This is a genomic window from Campylobacter sp. BCW_6877, from assembly GCF_001762445.1.
In the GTDB taxonomy this organism is placed as follows: Bacteria; Campylobacterota; Campylobacteria; order Campylobacterales; family Campylobacteraceae; genus Campylobacter_D; species Campylobacter_D jejuni.
In genome coordinates, this window is sequence record NZ_MJWW01000042.1 from 23,614 (window position 1) to 39,896 (window position 16,283).

The 16,283-nt window shown below is 29.9% G+C and carries 16 protein-coding genes; all 16 read left to right on the top strand.

The genetic code is table 11. The features are described 5' to 3' along the window. The first annotated feature begins 2 nt into the window (after positions 1 to 2). The 16 genes from AJ936_RS05950 (at position 3) to AJ936_RS06025 (ending at position 16,282) form a co-directional block, all read left to right on the top strand. Entirely contained in the window at positions 3 to 266 is a 264-nt protein-coding gene (locus AJ936_RS05950) for a cytochrome c oxidase, cbb3-type, CcoQ subunit (RefSeq protein WP_002851307.1), read from the top strand. Then, complete coding sequence (locus tag AJ936_RS05955) at positions 266 to 1,129, top strand: cbb3-type cytochrome c oxidase N-terminal domain-containing protein (protein WP_070210367.1); 864 nt, start codon at positions 266 to 268, stop codon at positions 1,127 to 1,129. Before AJ936_RS05950 ends, AJ936_RS05955 begins: the two co-directional genes overlap by 1 nt. Beyond that, complete coding sequence (locus AJ936_RS05960; protein ID WP_072223679.1) at positions 1,126 to 1,347, top strand: DUF4006 family protein; 222 nt, start codon at positions 1,126 to 1,128, stop codon at positions 1,345 to 1,347. The genes AJ936_RS05955 and AJ936_RS05960 overlap by 4 nt, the downstream gene beginning before the upstream one ends. Beyond that, a complete protein-coding gene (locus tag AJ936_RS05965; RefSeq protein WP_002858872.1) occupies positions 1,344 to 1,445 on the top strand; it encodes a hypothetical protein in 102 nt (33 codons plus the stop codon). Before AJ936_RS05960 ends, AJ936_RS05965 begins: the two co-directional genes overlap by 4 nt. Beyond that, on the top strand, positions 1,442 to 2,044 hold the full coding sequence (locus AJ936_RS05970) for a hypothetical protein (RefSeq protein WP_002870878.1): 603 nt from the start codon (positions 1,442 to 1,444) through the stop codon (positions 2,042 to 2,044). Before AJ936_RS05965 ends, AJ936_RS05970 begins: the two co-directional genes overlap by 4 nt. Beyond that, positions 2,031 to 2,552 carry a FixH family protein gene (locus tag AJ936_RS05975; RefSeq protein ID WP_002862138.1) on the top strand — a complete coding sequence of 174 codons (522 nt, stop codon included), beginning with the start codon at positions 2,031 to 2,033 and terminating at the stop codon, positions 2,550 to 2,552. Before AJ936_RS05970 ends, AJ936_RS05975 begins: the two co-directional genes overlap by 14 nt. Continuing rightward, positions 2,549 to 4,915: a PD-(D/E)XK nuclease family protein gene (locus AJ936_RS05980; RefSeq protein ID WP_070210366.1), complete on the top strand. Its 2,367-nt coding sequence runs from the start codon at positions 2,549 to 2,551 to the stop codon at positions 4,913 to 4,915. Before AJ936_RS05975 ends, AJ936_RS05980 begins: the two co-directional genes overlap by 4 nt. Further along, entirely contained in the window at positions 4,912 to 7,677 is a 2,766-nt protein-coding gene (locus AJ936_RS05985; protein WP_070274203.1) for a RecB-like helicase, read from the top strand. The genes AJ936_RS05980 and AJ936_RS05985 overlap by 4 nt, the downstream gene beginning before the upstream one ends. An 83-nt stretch (positions 7,678 to 7,760) precedes the next feature. After that, on the top strand, positions 7,761 to 8,186 hold the full coding sequence (gene rplM, locus AJ936_RS05990) for a 50S ribosomal protein L13 (protein WP_002779321.1): 426 nt from the start codon (positions 7,761 to 7,763) through the stop codon (positions 8,184 to 8,186). 2 nt (positions 8,187 to 8,188) lie between these two features. Then, positions 8,189 to 8,578 (top strand): 30S ribosomal protein S9, encoded by a 390-nt coding sequence (rpsI, locus tag AJ936_RS05995; protein WP_002851459.1) that lies wholly within the window; start codon positions 8,189 to 8,191, stop codon positions 8,576 to 8,578. Positions 8,579 to 8,702: 124 nt separating this feature from the next. Further along, positions 8,703 to 9,662 carry a fibronectin-binding outer membrane protein CadF gene (cadF, locus tag AJ936_RS06000; protein ID WP_002932315.1) on the top strand — a complete coding sequence of 320 codons (960 nt, stop codon included), beginning with the start codon at positions 8,703 to 8,705 and terminating at the stop codon, positions 9,660 to 9,662. Then, positions 9,662 to 10,303 carry an HAD family hydrolase gene (locus AJ936_RS06005; protein ID WP_002862133.1) on the top strand — a complete coding sequence of 214 codons (642 nt, stop codon included), beginning with the start codon at positions 9,662 to 9,664 and terminating at the stop codon, positions 10,301 to 10,303. The genes cadF and AJ936_RS06005 overlap by 1 nt, the downstream gene beginning before the upstream one ends. 92 nt (positions 10,304 to 10,395) lie before the next feature. Continuing rightward, positions 10,396 to 13,956, top strand: a complete 3,561-nt coding sequence (gene nifJ / locus AJ936_RS06010; protein ID WP_002862132.1) for a pyruvate:ferredoxin (flavodoxin) oxidoreductase — start codon at positions 10,396 to 10,398, stop codon at positions 13,954 to 13,956. A 23-nt stretch (positions 13,957 to 13,979) separates the two neighbouring features. Then, a complete protein-coding gene (locus AJ936_RS06015) occupies positions 13,980 to 14,291 on the top strand; it encodes a hypothetical protein (RefSeq protein ID WP_002855438.1) in 312 nt (103 codons plus the stop codon). Further along, entirely contained in the window at positions 14,269 to 15,681 is a 1,413-nt protein-coding gene (gene mshL / locus AJ936_RS06020; protein ID WP_002870886.1) for a pilus (MSHA type) biogenesis protein MshL, read from the top strand. Before AJ936_RS06015 ends, mshL begins: the two co-directional genes overlap by 23 nt. Then, the gene (locus AJ936_RS06025) at positions 15,674 to 16,282 is read left to right on the top strand and encodes an ATP-binding protein (RefSeq protein ID WP_002862129.1); all 609 of its coding nucleotides are present in this window, start codon (positions 15,674 to 15,676) and stop codon (positions 16,280 to 16,282) included. Before mshL ends, AJ936_RS06025 begins: the two co-directional genes overlap by 8 nt. Position 16,283: the final 1 nt, after the last annotated feature.

Below are 16,283 nucleotides of genomic sequence, written 5' to 3' on the forward strand. Positions count from 1 at the left end.
TGATGGAACATTTATCAATAGTTTTTGATGTGATTAAAAATTTAATCACATTTGATTTAGCAACAGTCCAAAAACATGAGTGGGAGATTTTCCAAGGTTATGGTTTTTTTGCACTCGTTATGTTTTTGTCAATAGTATTATATGCGTATTGGTATCATTTATATAGAACAGAAAAAAAAGGCGAGAGAAATTATGAAAATTATGCAAACCTTGCCTTAAAAGATGATATTGATGATAGTGTATTAGAAAGTAAAAGGAGTGCTTAATGCAATGGTTAAATTTAGAAGATAATGTTAATCTCTTATCTTTAATTGGAGCTATTCTTATCATTTTAATCACACTAGTTATTGTGAGTAGAATGTTTAAGCAGATGAAAGAAAAAAAAGGCGAGTCAGAGCTTAGTGAACATAGTTGGGATGGAATAGGAGAGTATAAAAATGCTGTTCCTACTGGTTGGGCTGTGGTATTTTTCCTGACTATTGTTTGGGCTATTTGGTATTTTCTATGGGGATATCCTTTAAATTCTTTTTCAAGTATAGGTCAATACAATGAAGAAGTAGTAACTCATAATACAAAATTTGAAGAAAAATTTAAAAATTTATCTCCTGAAGATAAAATAGCAATGGGTCAAAATATCTTTTTAGTTCAGTGTTCAGCTTGTCATGGAATTACAGGCGATGGTATCAATGGTAAAGCTCAAAATTTAAATATTTGGGGTAGTGAAGAAGGTATAATCAATGTAATTAAACATGGTTCAAAAGGTATGAATTTTCCAGGTGGAGAAATGCTTGGTGCTGCTGATTTAGGTGTGGCAGAAGAAGATATTCCTGCTATTGCTGCTTATGTAGCAAAAGATCTTTCAGCTATTAAGAAAACTGCAAATGAAAATTTAGTAGCAAAAGGTAAAGAAGCTTATGCAACTTGTGCAGCATGCCATGGAGAAGATGGAAAAGGTCAAGATGGAATGTTCCCAGATCTTACAAAATACGGTTCTGCAGCTTTTGTAGTAGATGTTTTACATAGTGGTAAGGCTGGTTTTATAGGAACAATGCCGAGTTTTCCAACACTTAATGATATTCAAAAAGAAGCTGTTGGCGAGTATGTAATTTCTCTTTCAAGGGGTGAATGATGGAAAATAATAATAGATGCGTGTTTTCTCTTTCAGGTGTTACAGGTATGTTAATTGCTACGGTTTTATTACTTGCTATCTTAGTAGTTTTAACTATTTGGGGTCTTAAAGCTCAGCAAGAAGTGATGCAAAAGCCATATAGTCTTAAAGATGCACAAAGTGTAAAGATGTTTGGTTCAAAAGAACAAGATCATAGAAGTATAAAGGAAGCACAATGAGTAAGGCTTTGGAATATTTAATTGTTATTGGTTTAGTTGTTGCTGCTGCAATTACCGCTTGGTCGGTTTTAACTGTAAATCATCTTCATATAGGATGAAAAAAATATTACAAGATGGCTTTTTTTTAGCCATCTTTTTCTTTGTTTTATTGCCTTCTAGGGTTTTTGCTCTTGATGCTGTACTTTTTAATGAAAATATTTTAAGTCAAAAAGTAAGTAATGAAATTAATCTTATAGGAAAAGAGCTTTACCAAAAAAGTAATATTTTTATCGGCGTTATGGTTGGTGATGAAACTGAAATTGAAACTTTATTAAATAAACAAAAAGAACTTCCTCAATCTTATATATTGCTTCTTTTGTCAAAAAATTCTCACAAAGTTGATATAGTGGGCTCAAAAGGTGCTTTAGCTTTGATTGATAAAGAATCTGTGCTTAGTCCTTATCCTGGAACAGGATCTATTTTGCCGATATTAGCTACAAATAAAGGTGATATTTATAATGCTGCTATACTTAATGGTTATGCAGATATTGTAGATCGTGTGGCAAAATCCTTGGGATTACAATTAGAACATTCTATAGGTAATGCAAATCGTGATACTATCAATATCTTAAGAATACTTATCTATGGATTTATTTGCTTTGCATTGTTATACTATGCACAAAGAAGAATAAAGAGGAAAAAAAATGTTAGAAACTAAAAGAAGTTTTTGGCCTTATGGTATTTTGCTTTCACTTTTGGCTATAATTATTGCTTGTATTGTAACGATTTTTATAGCAAGTCACCATCCTGTATATGAGGATGATTTTTATTTTGACTCTTATCAAAATGTTGAAAATAATTACAATCAAATACAAAAACAACAAGTAAATTTTGATAAATTTTTTAAAGTAAATTTTCAAAATGATAAAATCACTTTTATAGGTAAAAGAAAAATTCCTAGTTATGAAGTGGATCAAAATTCCTATGTTGCAAATTTTAAAATTTCTGCATTACAAAATATAAATTCTGATGATTTAAAAGTTCAAGTTCTTCTTACAAGACCATTCACTAAAAATTTTGATCAAAAGTTAGAAGGACAAGTTAAAAATGGAATTTTAAGTATCGCTTTACCTAAACTAGATAAAGGTAGATGGGAGCTTAAGCTAAAGTTTTATGCAAATCAAGAAACAGTGGGTTTTTTTAGCTACGAATTAAATGCTCAATGAAATTAAGAATTTTTAGTTCTTCAAGACAAATTAGAGAGTATTATAACCACAAAAAACAGCAAAATGCCTTATTAGATAGTGCTATTCATATAGGTGAATTTTTAGATAAAGTTTGTTTGAGTAATTTTCATAAGGCAAGTTCTTATGAAAGTTTGCTTTTAATGCAAGAAGCTTGTCTAAAAAGTAAGGATTTAGAAAAAAAACTAGGAATTTCGGTAGAATTTTTTGCTTTTTTGAAAAATAACGAATATCTTTTTTCTTTTTTTAAAGAACTTAGTTTAGAAAAAAAAAGCATAGAAGATCTTAAAAACAATGATTATTATGCCACCTATAATGAACATTTAGAAATTTTAGATGAGGTATATAAAAATTATCTTGCTTTACTTGAAAAAAATTCTTTTTATGATGATCTTTCTTTACCTAAAAATTACACTCTTAATAAAGATTTTTTAGATGAGTATGAAGCTATAGTTTATGATTTGCAAGGTTTTTTGAGTAAATTTGAAGAAAATTTATTAAGTGAAATTTCTCAGATTAAAGAAGTGGTTTTAAGTTTTAAAACAAGTAAATTTAATCTTGAATATCTTTCAAAACTTGATTTTTTAAAAATATTTGATTTAAAAATAAACACTCATTATGAAATCAATCTTTCAAAACAAGAGATTTTAAAAGAAGAAATTTTTAAAACAAAAAATTCAAAAATTAAACTCAAATCTTTTGAATTAAGGGCTTTACAATGCGCTTTTGTTATGGATGAAATTTCACATTTTGTACGCAAAGGTTTAGAGTCTGAAAATATTGTAGTTATAACTCCAGATGAAAGTTTTTGTGAGTTTTTAAGACTTTTTGATAAAGACAATATGCTTAATTTTGCAAGTGGGATTAGTATTAAAGAAAGTTTATTTTATCAAAAATTTCAAGCACTTTATGAAAGTGCTAGTAGTGCTTCTTTTGTTTATAAAAATCAAGAGGATTATTTTGAAGACACGCAGATGATTTTTGATTATCACAATACACTTTTACATTCTTTAAAGCTTGATTTTATAGAGTTTAAAAAGTATTTTGATGAGAAATGTGATTTTGAATATTTTGAAAAATTACTTGCTTTATTTTTAGAAAATGAAAAGCAAGAACTTATTTATTTGATACGAAAAGAACTTTATTTTATTAAAGATTTATTAAAAAATCAGTCTTTAACTCTTAAAGAGTTGATTCATCTTTTTTTCATGCAAATTTCACAACTTTCCCTTAGTGATGTAGGTGGAGGTAAGGTTACGGTAATGGGACTTTTAGAAAGTCGTGGGCTTTGTTTTGATGGGGTGATTTTGGTTGATTTTAATGAAGAATTTATTCCCAAAAGAAGTGTTAATGAACTTTTTTTAAACAATGAAGTGCGTAAAAAAGCAGGATTGATTAGCTATGATAGAAGAGAAAATTTACAAAGATTTTATTATGAAAGCTTGATGAAGAATGCTTTAGAAGTAAGTATTTGCTTTGTGGAAAATGAAGAAAAAAGCAAATCACGTTTTTTAGATGAACTTGATTTTGACTTTTTTTATGAAACTCATATCCACCAAAAAGCTTATCTTAATGCTTTAAAATTAGACTATGAAGGTATAAAACCTAATCTAACTCCTATAAAAGCTCCTATTTTAAGGCATAATCCTTTCGAGTTTCCACTTTCTTTTAGTCGTTTTAATTTATTGGAAAATCAAAAAAGAACTTATTATTATCGTTATATTTTAAATTTAGCAGAACCTAGGGTTTTAAGCGAGGAAAGCAAAGCGAAAAATCAAGGAAATTTCATCCATAAAATGCTTGAAATTTATTATAAAAATTATGCAAATAATGATTTTGATATAAAAGTTTTTACAAATTTATTGGATAAAGAATATCAAAAATACAATATCAGTGAACTTGATCTTGAAGTATTTAAATTAAAATTTATACAATTTGCTAAAAACGAAAAAGAGCATTTTTCAAAAGGCTTTTATGTCGCACATACAGAGCTTGAGTTAAACAATATTTTAAAGCTTGGAGCAGATAGTATAAAACTTAAGGGCACTATAGATCGTATCGATAGTTCAAAAGAAGGTAATTTGATCATTGATTATAAAAGTGGAAAAGTACCAAGTAATTCTTATCAACTTGCTTTTTACCAAGCCTTATATGATGAAAATGCAAGCGTAGGTTTTTATGATTTAAATAGTATGCAAATATTGCACCAAAAAGCTAAAAGTTTAGATGAGCTGAGAGAAAGACTTAAAGATTTGGTTCTTATGAGCAAGGAAGAAATAGAGTTTGAAAATGAACAAGATGAGTATTGTCCTTATAAACTCATTTATAAAAAGGAATTAAAATGAGTCAATTTGAGCCTTTTTTGGCATTAGAAGCGAGTGCGGGAAGCGGAAAAACCTTTGCCCTGAGTGTGCGTTTTGTAGCACTTATTTTAAAAGGAGTTAGGATTAATGAAATTTTAGCTTTGACTTTTACCAAAAAAGCTGCTAATGAAATGCAAAAAAGAATTATTGAGACTTTTTTAAACTTAGAAAAAGAAAATAAAACCAGTGAATGCAATGAACTTTGCAAGCTTTTAGGTAAAGATAAAGAAGAGCTTATTTCTTTAAGAGATGCTAAAAAAGAAGAATTTTTAAGAACAGAGTTAAAAATCAGCACTTTTGATGCTTTTTTCGGAAAAATTTTGCGTGTTTTTGCTTTAAATTTGGGCTTAAGTAGTGATTTTACAATGAGTGAAGAGAAGCTTGATGTAAGAGAGATTTTTTTAAAACTTCTTAAAAAAGATGAATTAAAAGATTTGGCTTATTATATTAATTTAGTTGATGAGAAAGAAAATTTTTTTAACGAGCTTGAAAAATTTTATGAGAATGCTTATTTTCAAAATCTTCCTAAAATTCCAAATCCATCTAAAGCTTATATCAATAAAGCCTATAGTGAGTTAAGAAGTTATTGTTTGGGTCTTACTCATGTAAAAAATTATAAAAATTTGTGTGACAATTTTAAAAGCGAAGTTTTAGATTTATCCGTGTTTATGCAATCAAGCTTTATGACAAAATTTGAAAGTACAAAATATTTACAAGATTTAGAAAGCACTAACTTGCATTTTAGTACAAAAAGAATGGAGCTTATAAATGCTTTAAATACTTATGCTATAGAGCTTGAAAATTATAAAATTGCTAATTTAATGAATCTTTTAAATCATTATAGTGAAGCTAAAAATATATTTCATAAAGATAAAAATACCTTAAATTTCCAAGATGTGAGTAAAAAAGTTTATGAGCTAATAACCAGTGAATTTAAGGATATGATTTATTTTCGTTTAGATGGTTTTATTTCGCATTTGCTTATTGATGAATTTCAAGATACAAGCGTGATTCAATATCAAATTTTACGCCCTTTGATCGCTGAGCTTGTTTCAGGAGAAGGAGTTAAGAAAAATCGCACTTTTTTTTACGTAGGAGATAAAAAACAAAGTATTTATCGCTTTCGTAAAGGAAAAAAAGAATTATTTGATTTGTTAAAACAAGAATTTAGTCAAATTAAAAGTGATAGTTTAAATACTAATTATCGTTCTAAAGAGCTTTTGGTTGATTTTGTTAATGAAACTTTTAAAGAAAAAATCAAAGATTATAAAGAGCAATTTGCCTTAGAAAGTAAAAAAGGTGGTTTTGTGCGTATTGTGGAATCTAAAGAACAAAAGGTTAAAAACCAAGCCCAAGAAATCAAGGAAAAGACTTTAGAAACTTTATTTGAGCAAATTAATTTTTTAAGATCTAAAAATATTTCTTATGATGATATTTGTATTTTGTGTTGGAAAAATAGCGATGCAGATATGGTTTTGGATTTTTTAAGAGAGCAAAAAATTCCTGCGTTTACTCAAAGCAATGTTTTACTTGAAAATAAAGCAAGCGTAAGACTTGTTTTGGAATATGCTAAATATTGTATTTTTGGTGATGAGTTTTACTTGGTATTTTTAAAAGAACTTTTAGGTTTTGAGCCGAGAAAAATCACCCTTGATTTTTCAAAAAATGCTATGGAAAATATACTTTTTTTAATAAAAGAATTAAAACTTGATTTAAATGATATCGCTTTAATGCAATTTATCGAATATGCTAAAACTAAGGAAAATTTTTTAAAGCTTTTATTTGAGCCTTGTACTTTGAAAATAGTAAGCGAACAAAATATGGGTATTAGTATTATGAGTGTGCATAAATCTAAGGGTTTGGAATTTGATCATGTGATTTTGCTAGATAGTTTATCTAAAAACAATTCAAACAATGAAGATATCATGCTTGAATATGATATCAATCAAGGTTGGCAGCTCCATATTAAAGATAAAATTCGAGAGCTTACTAAAGAGCCTATTTATACCCTTTTTAAAGAAAATATTACAAGAGCAAATTATGAAGATGATATTAATAAACTTTATGTGGCTTTTACAAGAGCTAAGGAAAGTTTGATTATCATAAAAAGAAACGAAGAAAGTGTAAATGGAAATTATCCAAGTTATTTTAAGGGGGGATTTTTAAATATACATTCTCAAGAGAGAGGTTTTTTAGAAAGCAAAGAGCAAATTTTAAGTGTTAAAAAAGAAAGTATTCAAGCTTTACAAAAATTTGAAAAAATTAGCCCACAAGAAGTTCAAAGTGAAGAAAAGCTTGATAGTAAAGAGCTATATTTTGGAAATGCTTTTCATTTTTTTATGCAAAATTTAAAACTCCCTAAGAGTGAAAATTTTCAAATACTTACTCAAAGATGCAAGAGCAAATTTAGGCATTTTTTAGATGAGAGTGATTTTGAAAAGCTTTTTAAAAGAATTGAAATTTTGCTGAAAAATACTCAATTTCAAAATTTAATTAGCGATGGAAAGCTTTTAAAAGAGCAAGCTTTGAGTTTTAATGGAGAAATTAAACAATTAGACTTGCTTGCTCTAAAAGATGAAGAAGCTTTCATAATTGATTATAAAACAGGTCTTGCTATGCAAGATAAACATAAAGAGCAAGTAAGAACTTATAAGATTGCCATTAGTGAAATTTTAAAAAAAGATAAAGTGCGTGCTTTTATAGTTTATTGTTTGGAAAATGAAATTCAAATTTTGGAAATATAAACTTTATTTTTACTTAAATTAAGTAAAAATTAATATTATTTTTTATACAATCACATTTTAAATTTTTGGCAAAGGTAAAAATTATGACAAAGATAACAAAGCCAAACGAAGTAAAACGAGAATGGATTGTTTTAGACGCAGAAGGCAAACGCTTTGGCCGTCTTTTAACTGAAGTAGCAACAATTTTGAGAGGCAAAAACAAGCCTTGCTTTACTCCAAATGTTGATTGTGGTGATTATGTAATTATCATCAATGCTTCAAAAGCTGTATTTACAGGTGCTAATAAAGCAGAAGATAAGCTTTATCATAGACATTCAGGATATTTTGGAAGTGTAAAAAGCGAAAAATTTGGTGATTTACTTGAAAAAAATCCTGCAAAATTATATAAATTAGCAGTTAGAGGTATGCTTCCTAAAACAAATTTGGGCAGAGCTATGCTTAAAAAATTAAAAATCTATGCGGGTAGTGAGCACCCACACACTGCGCAAATTGCTAAAGAAGGAAAATAATCATGGCAACAACATACGCAACAGGTAAGAGAAAAACTGCTATCGCAAAGGTATGGGTAAAACCAGGTAGTGGTAAAATTAGTGTTAATGGTGTTGATTTAAACACTTGGCTTGGTGGACACGAGGCGATTAAGCTTAAAGTGGTTCAACCTTTACTTGTGACTAAACAAGAAACTTCAATGGATATTAAAGCAACTACTTTAGGCGGGGGCTATAGTGCTCAAGCTGAAGCTTTAAGACATGGAATTTCAAGAGCTTTAGCAGCTATGGATGCTGATTTTAGAGCTTTATTAAAACCTAAAGGACTTCTTACTAGAGATAGTAGAACTGTTGAGCGTAAAAAATATGGACGCCGCAAAGCAAGAAGAAGCCCACAATTCTCTAAACGTTAATATTTTTGGTGGGATTTTCCCACCTTTCTACAATTTTTTATAAAACTCATCCTTTTTTCTATCATTTATGTTATAATTGCGAAATTTAAATTTTTATTTTATAACACAATGAAAGGTTTTTTCTATGAAAAAAATATTCTTATGTTTAGGTTTGGCAAGTGTTTTATTTGGTGCTGATAACAATGTAAAATTTGAAATCACTCCAACTTTAAACTATAATTACTTTGAGGGTAATTTAGATATGGATAATCGTTATGCACCAGGGATTAGACTTGGTTATCATTTTGACGATTTTTGGCTTGATCAATTAGAATTTGGGTTAGAGCATTATTCTGATGTTAAATATACAAATACAAATAAAACTACAGATATTACAAGAACTTATTTGAGTGCTATTAAAGGTATTGATGTAGGTGAGAAATTTTATTTCTATGGTTTAGCAGGTGGAGGATATGAGGATTTTTCAAATGCTGCTTATGATAATAAAAGCGGTGGATTTGGACATTATGGCGCGGGTGTAAAATTCCGTCTTAGTGATTCTTTGGCTTTAAGACTTGAAACTAGAGATCAAATTAATTTCAATCATGCAAACCATAATTGGGTTTCAACTTTAGGTATTAGTTTTGGTTTTGGTGGCAAAAAGGAAAAAGCTGTGGAAGAAGTTGCTGATACTCGTCCAGCTCCACAAGCAAAATGTCCTGTTGAACCAAGAGAAGGTGCTTTGTTAGATGAAAATGGTTGCGAAAAAACTATTTCTTTGGAAGGTCATTTTGGTTTTGATAAAACTACTATAAATCCAACCTTTCAAGAAAAAATCAAAGAAATTGCAAAAGTTTTAGATGAAAATGAAAGATATGATACTATTCTTGAAGGACATACAGATAATATCGGTTCAAGAGCTTATAATCAAAAACTTTCTGAAAGACGTGCTAAAAGTGTTGCTAATGAACTTGAAAAATATGGTGTAGAAAAAAGTCGCATCAAAACAGTAGGTTATGGTCAAGATAATCCTCGCTCAAGCAATGACACTAAAGAAGGTAGAGCGGATAATAGAAGAGTGGATGCTAAATTTATTTTAAGATAATGAATAAAACTATTTTATTTGATTTAGATGGCACTTTAATTGATTCTACTGATGCTATTTTAAATTCTTTCCAAGGAGCTTTTAAAGCCCTTGGATTAACTTCTAAAAATAATGAAGAAATCAAAAATCTCATAGGTTATCCTTTAGAGCAAATGTTTAGAATGCTTTATCCAGATAAAGTAAATTTAAGTAAAGAATTTGTATTAGCTTATCGTGAAATTTATGCACAAATTTATTTAGAACAAACCACTCTTTTGCCTAAAGTAAAAGAAGCATTAGAACTTGGAAGCAAAATTGCAGATCTTGGCATAGTTACAACAAAAGGAGGTAAATTTACTCCGATTTTACTTGATTATTTGGGAGTTAAAAAATTCTTTAAAACTTTAATTACTCTTGAAGATGTCACAAATCCAAAGCCAAGTTCTGAACCTATAATTTTAGCTTTAAAAAGACTCAATAAAACTCAAGAAAATGCCTATATGATAGGCGATACAATACTAGATATTCAAGCTGCAATTTCTGCTAATATCACTCCTTTGGCCTTAACTTGTGGCTATGGCAATGAAAATGAATTAAAAGCTCATTCTATGGTATTTTTAAATGCATATGAGGCTGTTAATTATATAGCTAGATTAAACTAATTTCAAGTTTTCGTTAAACGCCTTTTAAGAGAATTTATAGTAAATTGATAGCTAAAAAATTATAAAAATTATCAATATAAAGGAAGGTCTCAATGGGTAAAATTATGAAAACTATGGACGGAAATGAGGCTGCTGCATACGCTGCGTATGCTTTTACTGAAGTTGCTGGAATTTATCCTATTACACCTAGTTCTCCTATGGCTGATTACACCGATATGTGGGCAGCTGCAGGTAAAAAAAATCTTTTTGGAGTTCCTGTAAAAATCGTAGAAATGCAAAGTGAAGCAGGTGCTGCAGGTAGTGTGCATGGATCTTTACAGGCTGGGGCTTTGACTACAACTTATACAGCTTCTCAAGGATTACTCCTTAAAATTCCAAATATGTATAAAATAGCAGGTCAATTACTCCCCTGTGTAATCCATGTAGCAGCGCGTTCTTTGGCTGCTCAAGCTTTGTCTATCTTTGGTGATCATCAAGATATTTATGCGGCAAGACAAATTGGTTTTGCTATGCTTTGTTCGCATTCCGTGCAAGAAACCATGGACTTAGCTGGTATAGCACATTTAGCTGCAATTAAGGGAAGAGTGCCATTTTTGCATTTTTTTGATGGTTTTAGAACAAGCCATGAAATTCAAAAAGTTGAAGTAATGGATTATGCACATTTTGATAGATTATTAGATAGAGAAGCTTTGCTTGAATTTAGAAATAATGCTTTAAATCCAGAAAATCCAAAAACACGCGGAACAGCACAAAATGATGATATTTATTTTCAAACTAGAGAAGTAAGCAATCGTTTTTATGATGCTTTACCTGATGTTGTTAATGAATATATGCAAGAAATTTCAAAAATTACAGGTAGAGAATACAAACCATTTACTTATTATGGTCACAAAGAGCCAGAGCGTGTGATTGTTGCTATGGGTTCTGTAACTCAAGCACTTGAAGAAGTGGTGGACTATCTTAATGCCAAGGGTGAAAAGGTAGGGATTTTAAAAGTTTATCTTTATCGCCCATTTAGTTTAAAATATTTCTTTGATGTTATGCCAAAATCAGTAAAAAAAATCGCGGTTTTAGATAGAACCAAAGAACCAGGAAGTCTTGGAGAACCACTTTATCTTGATGTAAAATCAGCTTTCTATGGAAGAGAAAATGCTCCTGTTATAGTGGGTGGAAGATACGGACTTTCTTCAAAGGATGTTGATCCTGCTCAAATGATAGCAGTATTTGAAAATCTTAAACTTGATAATCCAAAAGATGGCTTTACTGTAGGTATAGTTGATGATGTAACTCATACTTCACTGAGTACTGGAGAGAAAATTTCACTTGGAGATGAAAGTACGATCGAATGTTTATTTTACGGACTTGGTGCTGATGGAACTGTGGGCGCAAATAAAAACTCGATTAAAATCATCGGAGATAAAACGGATTTTTACGCTCAAGCTTATTTTGCTTATGATTCTAAAAAATCAGGGGGTTATACAAGAAGCCATTTAAGATTTTCTAAAAAACCTATCCGTTCAACTTATCTTGTTTCAACTCCGCATTTTATCGCTTGTTCGGTAGCGGCTTATTTGGAAATTTATGATGTTTTAGCAGGAATTCGCAAAGGAGGAACTTTCCTTTTAAATAGTATTTGGAATGCTGAAGAAACCATAAGACAACTTCCAGATGCAGTAAAGAAAACTTTAGCTGAAAAAGAAGTAAATTTTTATATCATCAATGCAACCAAACTAGCTCGTGATATAGGTTTGGGAAATCGTACAAATACCATTATGCAATCAGCCTTTTTCAAACTTGCAAAAATCATTCCTTATGAAGACGCACAAAAATACATGAAAGAGCTTGCGTATAAATCTTATAGTAAAAAAGGCGATGCTATTGTAGAAATGAATTACAAGGCTATTGATGTGGGTGCTGATGGACTTGTAAAAGTTGAAGTAGATCCAAATTGGAAAAATTTAGAGCTTAAAGAAAAAGAACAAACCAATGCCTATAAAGGTACTGAATTTGTTGAAAAAATCGTAAAACCTATGAATGCGGCTAAGGGTGATGATTTGCCTGTTTCAGCCTTTTTAGGTTATGAAGATGGAAGTTTTGAACACGGTACAACCGAATACGAAAAACGCGGTGTTGGGGTTATGGTACCAAGATGGATAGAGGCAAATTGTATTCAATGTAATCAATGTGCTTCAGTTTGTCCGCATGCTGTTATCAGGCCATTTTTGATTAATGATGAAGAAATGGCAAATGCACCTCGCGGTGTAAAAGATCATGCTTTAGAAGCTAAAGGAACCAAAGGAGAAAAATTAAGCTTTAAAATTCAAGTTTCTCCACTTGATTGTACAGGCTGTGAGCTTTGTGTTCATGAGTGTCCTACTAAAGAAAAATCTTTGGTTATGGTACCACTTCAAGAAGAGATGGATTTTGGTGAGCAAGAAAATGCGGATTATTTATTTAAAGAAATCACATACAAAGATGATATTTTAAATAAAGAAACTACAAAAGGAGCACAATTTGCCCAACCTTTATTTGAATTCCATGGAGCTTGTCCTGGATGTGGAGAAACTCCTTATATTACTTTAATTACAAGATTGTTCGGTGAAAGAATGATTGTGGCTAATGCGACAGGTTGTAGTTCTATTTATGGGGGTTCAGCTCCATCAACTCCTTATAGAAAAAGTGTGAAAAATGGACACGGTCCTGCTTGGGGAAATTCACTTTTTGAAGACAATGCTGAGTTTGGTTTGGGTATGAAAATTGCAACTGAAAATACAAGACACCGCATTGAATATATCATGAATGAAAGTATGCAAGAAGTTCCAAATGCTTTATCAGCCCTTTTTAAAGATTGGATTGCAAATAAAGACAATGGTGCTATGTCTGTGGAAATTAAAGATAAAATGATCCCTATTTTAGAGCAAAATAAAAATATCAAAGCTGTGCAAGATATATTAGAGCTTAAACAGTATTTAAGTAAAAAATCTCACTGGATTTTTGGTGGTGATGGTTGGGCTTATGATATAGGCTATGGCGGACTTGATCATGTTTTAGCAAGTGGAGAAAATGTAAATATTTTAGTGCTTGATACAGAAGTTTATTCTAATACAGGCGGTCAAAGTTCAAAATCTTCTAGAACAGGAGCTGTAGCACAGTTTGCAGCAGCAGGCAAACCTATACAGAAAAAAGATCTAGGTCAAATTGCTATGACTTATGGTTATATTTTTGTAGCACAAGTAAATTCAACGGCAAATTATACTCATCTTATCAAAGCTATCACTGCAGCTGAGGCCTACGATGGACCATCTTTGGTGATTTGTTATTCTCCTTGTATAGCTCATGGTATTAAAGGTGGGCTGGGTTACTCAGGAGAGCAAGGTGAGCTTGCTACAAAGTGTGGTTATTGGCCACTTTATACCTTTGATCCTCGTTTAGAAGAACAAGGAAAAAATCCTTTAACTCTAACAGGAAAAGAGCCTGATTGGGATCTATATGAGCAATTTTTAATGAATGAAGTGCGTTATAATTCACTTAAAAAAGCAAATCCTGAACACGCTGCTGAGCTTTTTGAACGCAATAAAAAAGACGCTCAACGTCGCTATAGACAGCTTAAGCGTATCGCTATGGCTGATTATAGCAATGAGGTTGAAAGCTGATAAAATATATTTTTAGTGCTACATTGTGTTTTAGCACTTTGTTTGCACAAGATAATTTTGAAGAGTATTTTAAACTTATAGATAAAGAAAATCGCATAAATTTTAATACTCTTCAAAACCCATTTGTGAATCCTACTTTTGAAAAATTAAGACATATTAAAATTACTGCAATTATGCTTGATAAAGTAAAAATTTATGATCGATGGTATAAAAAAGGTGATATGATTGATGATGCTATAATATATGAAATAAATACTAAAGAGATTAAATTCCAATATGATAATTTAGAAATTGCAATCCAAATAAATAAAAATGATAAGATTAATATTAATTAACATTCTTTTTTGCCATTATCTTTATGCTTTAGATTGTCAAAAGCGTCTTTTTGATATCAGTATTAATGAAAAATTAAGCATACAAGAAAGTCTTGATGAGCTTGCAAAATATTGTTCTTTTAGTATTATTGTTAAAGATAAAATTGCCAAAGAAAAATTAGAAACATTGCAAAACTCTGTCAATATTCATCAAATGAGTTTGGACGAAATTTTTAATTTTTTTATCAAAGAGCATGATCTTAGCTATGATTTTGATGGTAAAATTTTAAGAATTTCAGGCATTAATACGAAGATTTTCAAGATAAGTTATATCACTTCTATCAGAGAAGGACAAAGCATAACTAAAGCGTCTGTAGACGCTAAACCAAGGCAAAGTGAATATAGCGGTAGTTTTGATGACGCAGAAGACAATATGATTAAAAGTATGGAAAAATTTGATTTTTGGCAAAATATAGAAAAAGAGATTATTGTATTATTAAAAAATTCTCATGAAGATTATGAGGCTAAAACTCCCATTATAAATCCCAATGCAGGTCTTATTATAGTAACTGGAACAAATTCTCAGTTAAAAAGTGTGAAAAATTATTTGCAAAAACTAGAAAATCGTCTTAAAAAACAAGTTATTATCGATGTTAGCATACTTGCTGTGAGTTTAAATGAAAGCCATTCTAGTGGGATTAATTGGCAAAATTTTAATATAGGTTTAAATTCACAAGTAAATAATGAAAATTCTTTTATTCAGTTTCAAAATGGGCAAGGTTTTGTTAAGAATTTGGGTTTAAGGGCAAATTTAAATTTTGATTCTATTATTAACTTTCTTTCTCAAAATGGAAAAACTAGCGTGCTTTCTAATCCAAAGCTTATGGCTTTAAACAACCAACAAGCCATTATTTCTGTAGGCGATACTATAAATTATCAAGTCAAAGAAAGTTCTAAAGGTACTGAAAATGGGACTACTGTTAGTGAAAGTTATAATAATTATTCTATTTTTGTAGGCATTTTACTCAATATCTTGCCTGAAATTTCTGATGATGGAAAAATAATGCTTAGAATTAATCCAAGCTTAAGTGATTTTAAGTATCCAGAAGATAATAAACGACAAAAAGAGCCAAGAACTATTGCTCCTGATACTATACAAAAAAAGCTTTCTAGTGTTGTGCAAGTGGAGAATAATCAAACTTTAATTTTAGGTGGATTGATTTCTCACGATAAATCTAATGAGAAAAATTCTATCAATTTTCTATCAAAAATTCCAATTCTAGGTTCTTTGTTTGAAGGAGAAGTTTTAAATTCTAAAGCAACTGAAATTGTTTTTATTATCACTCCAAGTATAGTAGATAGTGTAAACGCTCCAAGTCTTAAAGATCTAGGATTTAAGCATTATGAGTAAAATTATTCCATTTAGAGAAGAAATTTTTCATCAAATCAATCAAATTTTAGAAAGCCAAAAAGCTTTTATTTTTTTATGGGGAAAAAGCGGTAGTGGTAAAAGTGTATTGTTGCAAAGATTGGCAAAAAAATATAATGTTGATTTTATTAATGAAAATTTTAAAGATCAGAGTTTCTTAAAAGAAAAAATTGAGTTTTTGATTTCACAAGGCCAGAGTTTAATTATTCTTGATGAAGTGGGAATGTATGATTATGCAATGCTAGAAAGCATCAGGATTTATAGTGATTCTATAAGTTTTGTTTTAAGTTCTCATAAAAAGTTGAATATACTTAAAAAAGAGCATTTTAAAAGTCGCTTAAGTGCTTGTTTTGAATTGAAAAATATTAGTCTTTTAGAGCTTGATGATTATATTAAATTGAAATTCGGAATGAATTTTTCAAATAAATGTCTTAAGTTTTTACAAAAAATTTCTCAAGGAAATTTAAGATATATTGATAAAACTTTAAAAAGTTTTTATGAGATAAATAGTTTTTTTGATAAAAATAAAAGTCAAGAGTATATTTTAAAGCTTAGTGCTTTAGAGAATGGCTTATTAAGGTAAG

Coding starts and splice junctions, on each gene's coding strand:
- AJ936_RS05980 (WP_070210366.1), top strand. CDS start 2,549: ATGAAATTAAGAATTTTTAGTTCTTCAAGACAAATTAGAGAGTATTAT.
- nifJ (WP_002862132.1), top strand. CDS start 10,396: ATGGGTAAAATTATGAAAACTATGGACGGAAATGAGGCTGCTGCATAC.
- AJ936_RS05965 (WP_002858872.1), top strand. CDS start 1,344: ATGAGTAAGGCTTTGGAATATTTAATTGTTATTGGTTTAGTTGTTGCT.
- AJ936_RS05970 (WP_002870878.1), top strand. CDS start 1,442: ATGAAAAAAATATTACAAGATGGCTTTTTTTTAGCCATCTTTTTCTTT.
- AJ936_RS05975 (WP_002862138.1), top strand. CDS start 2,031: ATGTTAGAAACTAAAAGAAGTTTTTGGCCTTATGGTATTTTGCTTTCA.
- AJ936_RS05955 (WP_070210367.1), top strand. CDS start 266: ATGCAATGGTTAAATTTAGAAGATAATGTTAATCTCTTATCTTTAATT.
- rplM (WP_002779321.1), top strand. CDS start 7,761: ATGACAAAGATAACAAAGCCAAACGAAGTAAAACGAGAATGGATTGTT.
- mshL (WP_002870886.1), top strand. CDS start 14,269: ATGATAAGATTAATATTAATTAACATTCTTTTTTGCCATTATCTTTAT.
- rpsI (WP_002851459.1), top strand. CDS start 8,189: ATGGCAACAACATACGCAACAGGTAAGAGAAAAACTGCTATCGCAAAG.
- AJ936_RS05985 (WP_070274203.1), top strand. CDS start 4,912: ATGAGTCAATTTGAGCCTTTTTTGGCATTAGAAGCGAGTGCGGGAAGC.
- AJ936_RS05960 (WP_072223679.1), top strand. CDS start 1,126: ATGATGGAAAATAATAATAGATGCGTGTTTTCTCTTTCAGGTGTTACA.
- AJ936_RS06005 (WP_002862133.1), top strand. CDS start 9,662: ATGAATAAAACTATTTTATTTGATTTAGATGGCACTTTAATTGATTCT.
- cadF (WP_002932315.1), top strand. CDS start 8,703: ATGAAAAAAATATTCTTATGTTTAGGTTTGGCAAGTGTTTTATTTGGT.
- AJ936_RS05950 (WP_002851307.1), top strand. CDS start 3: ATGGAACATTTATCAATAGTTTTTGATGTGATTAAAAATTTAATCACA.
- AJ936_RS06025 (WP_002862129.1), top strand. CDS start 15,674: ATGAGTAAAATTATTCCATTTAGAGAAGAAATTTTTCATCAAATCAAT.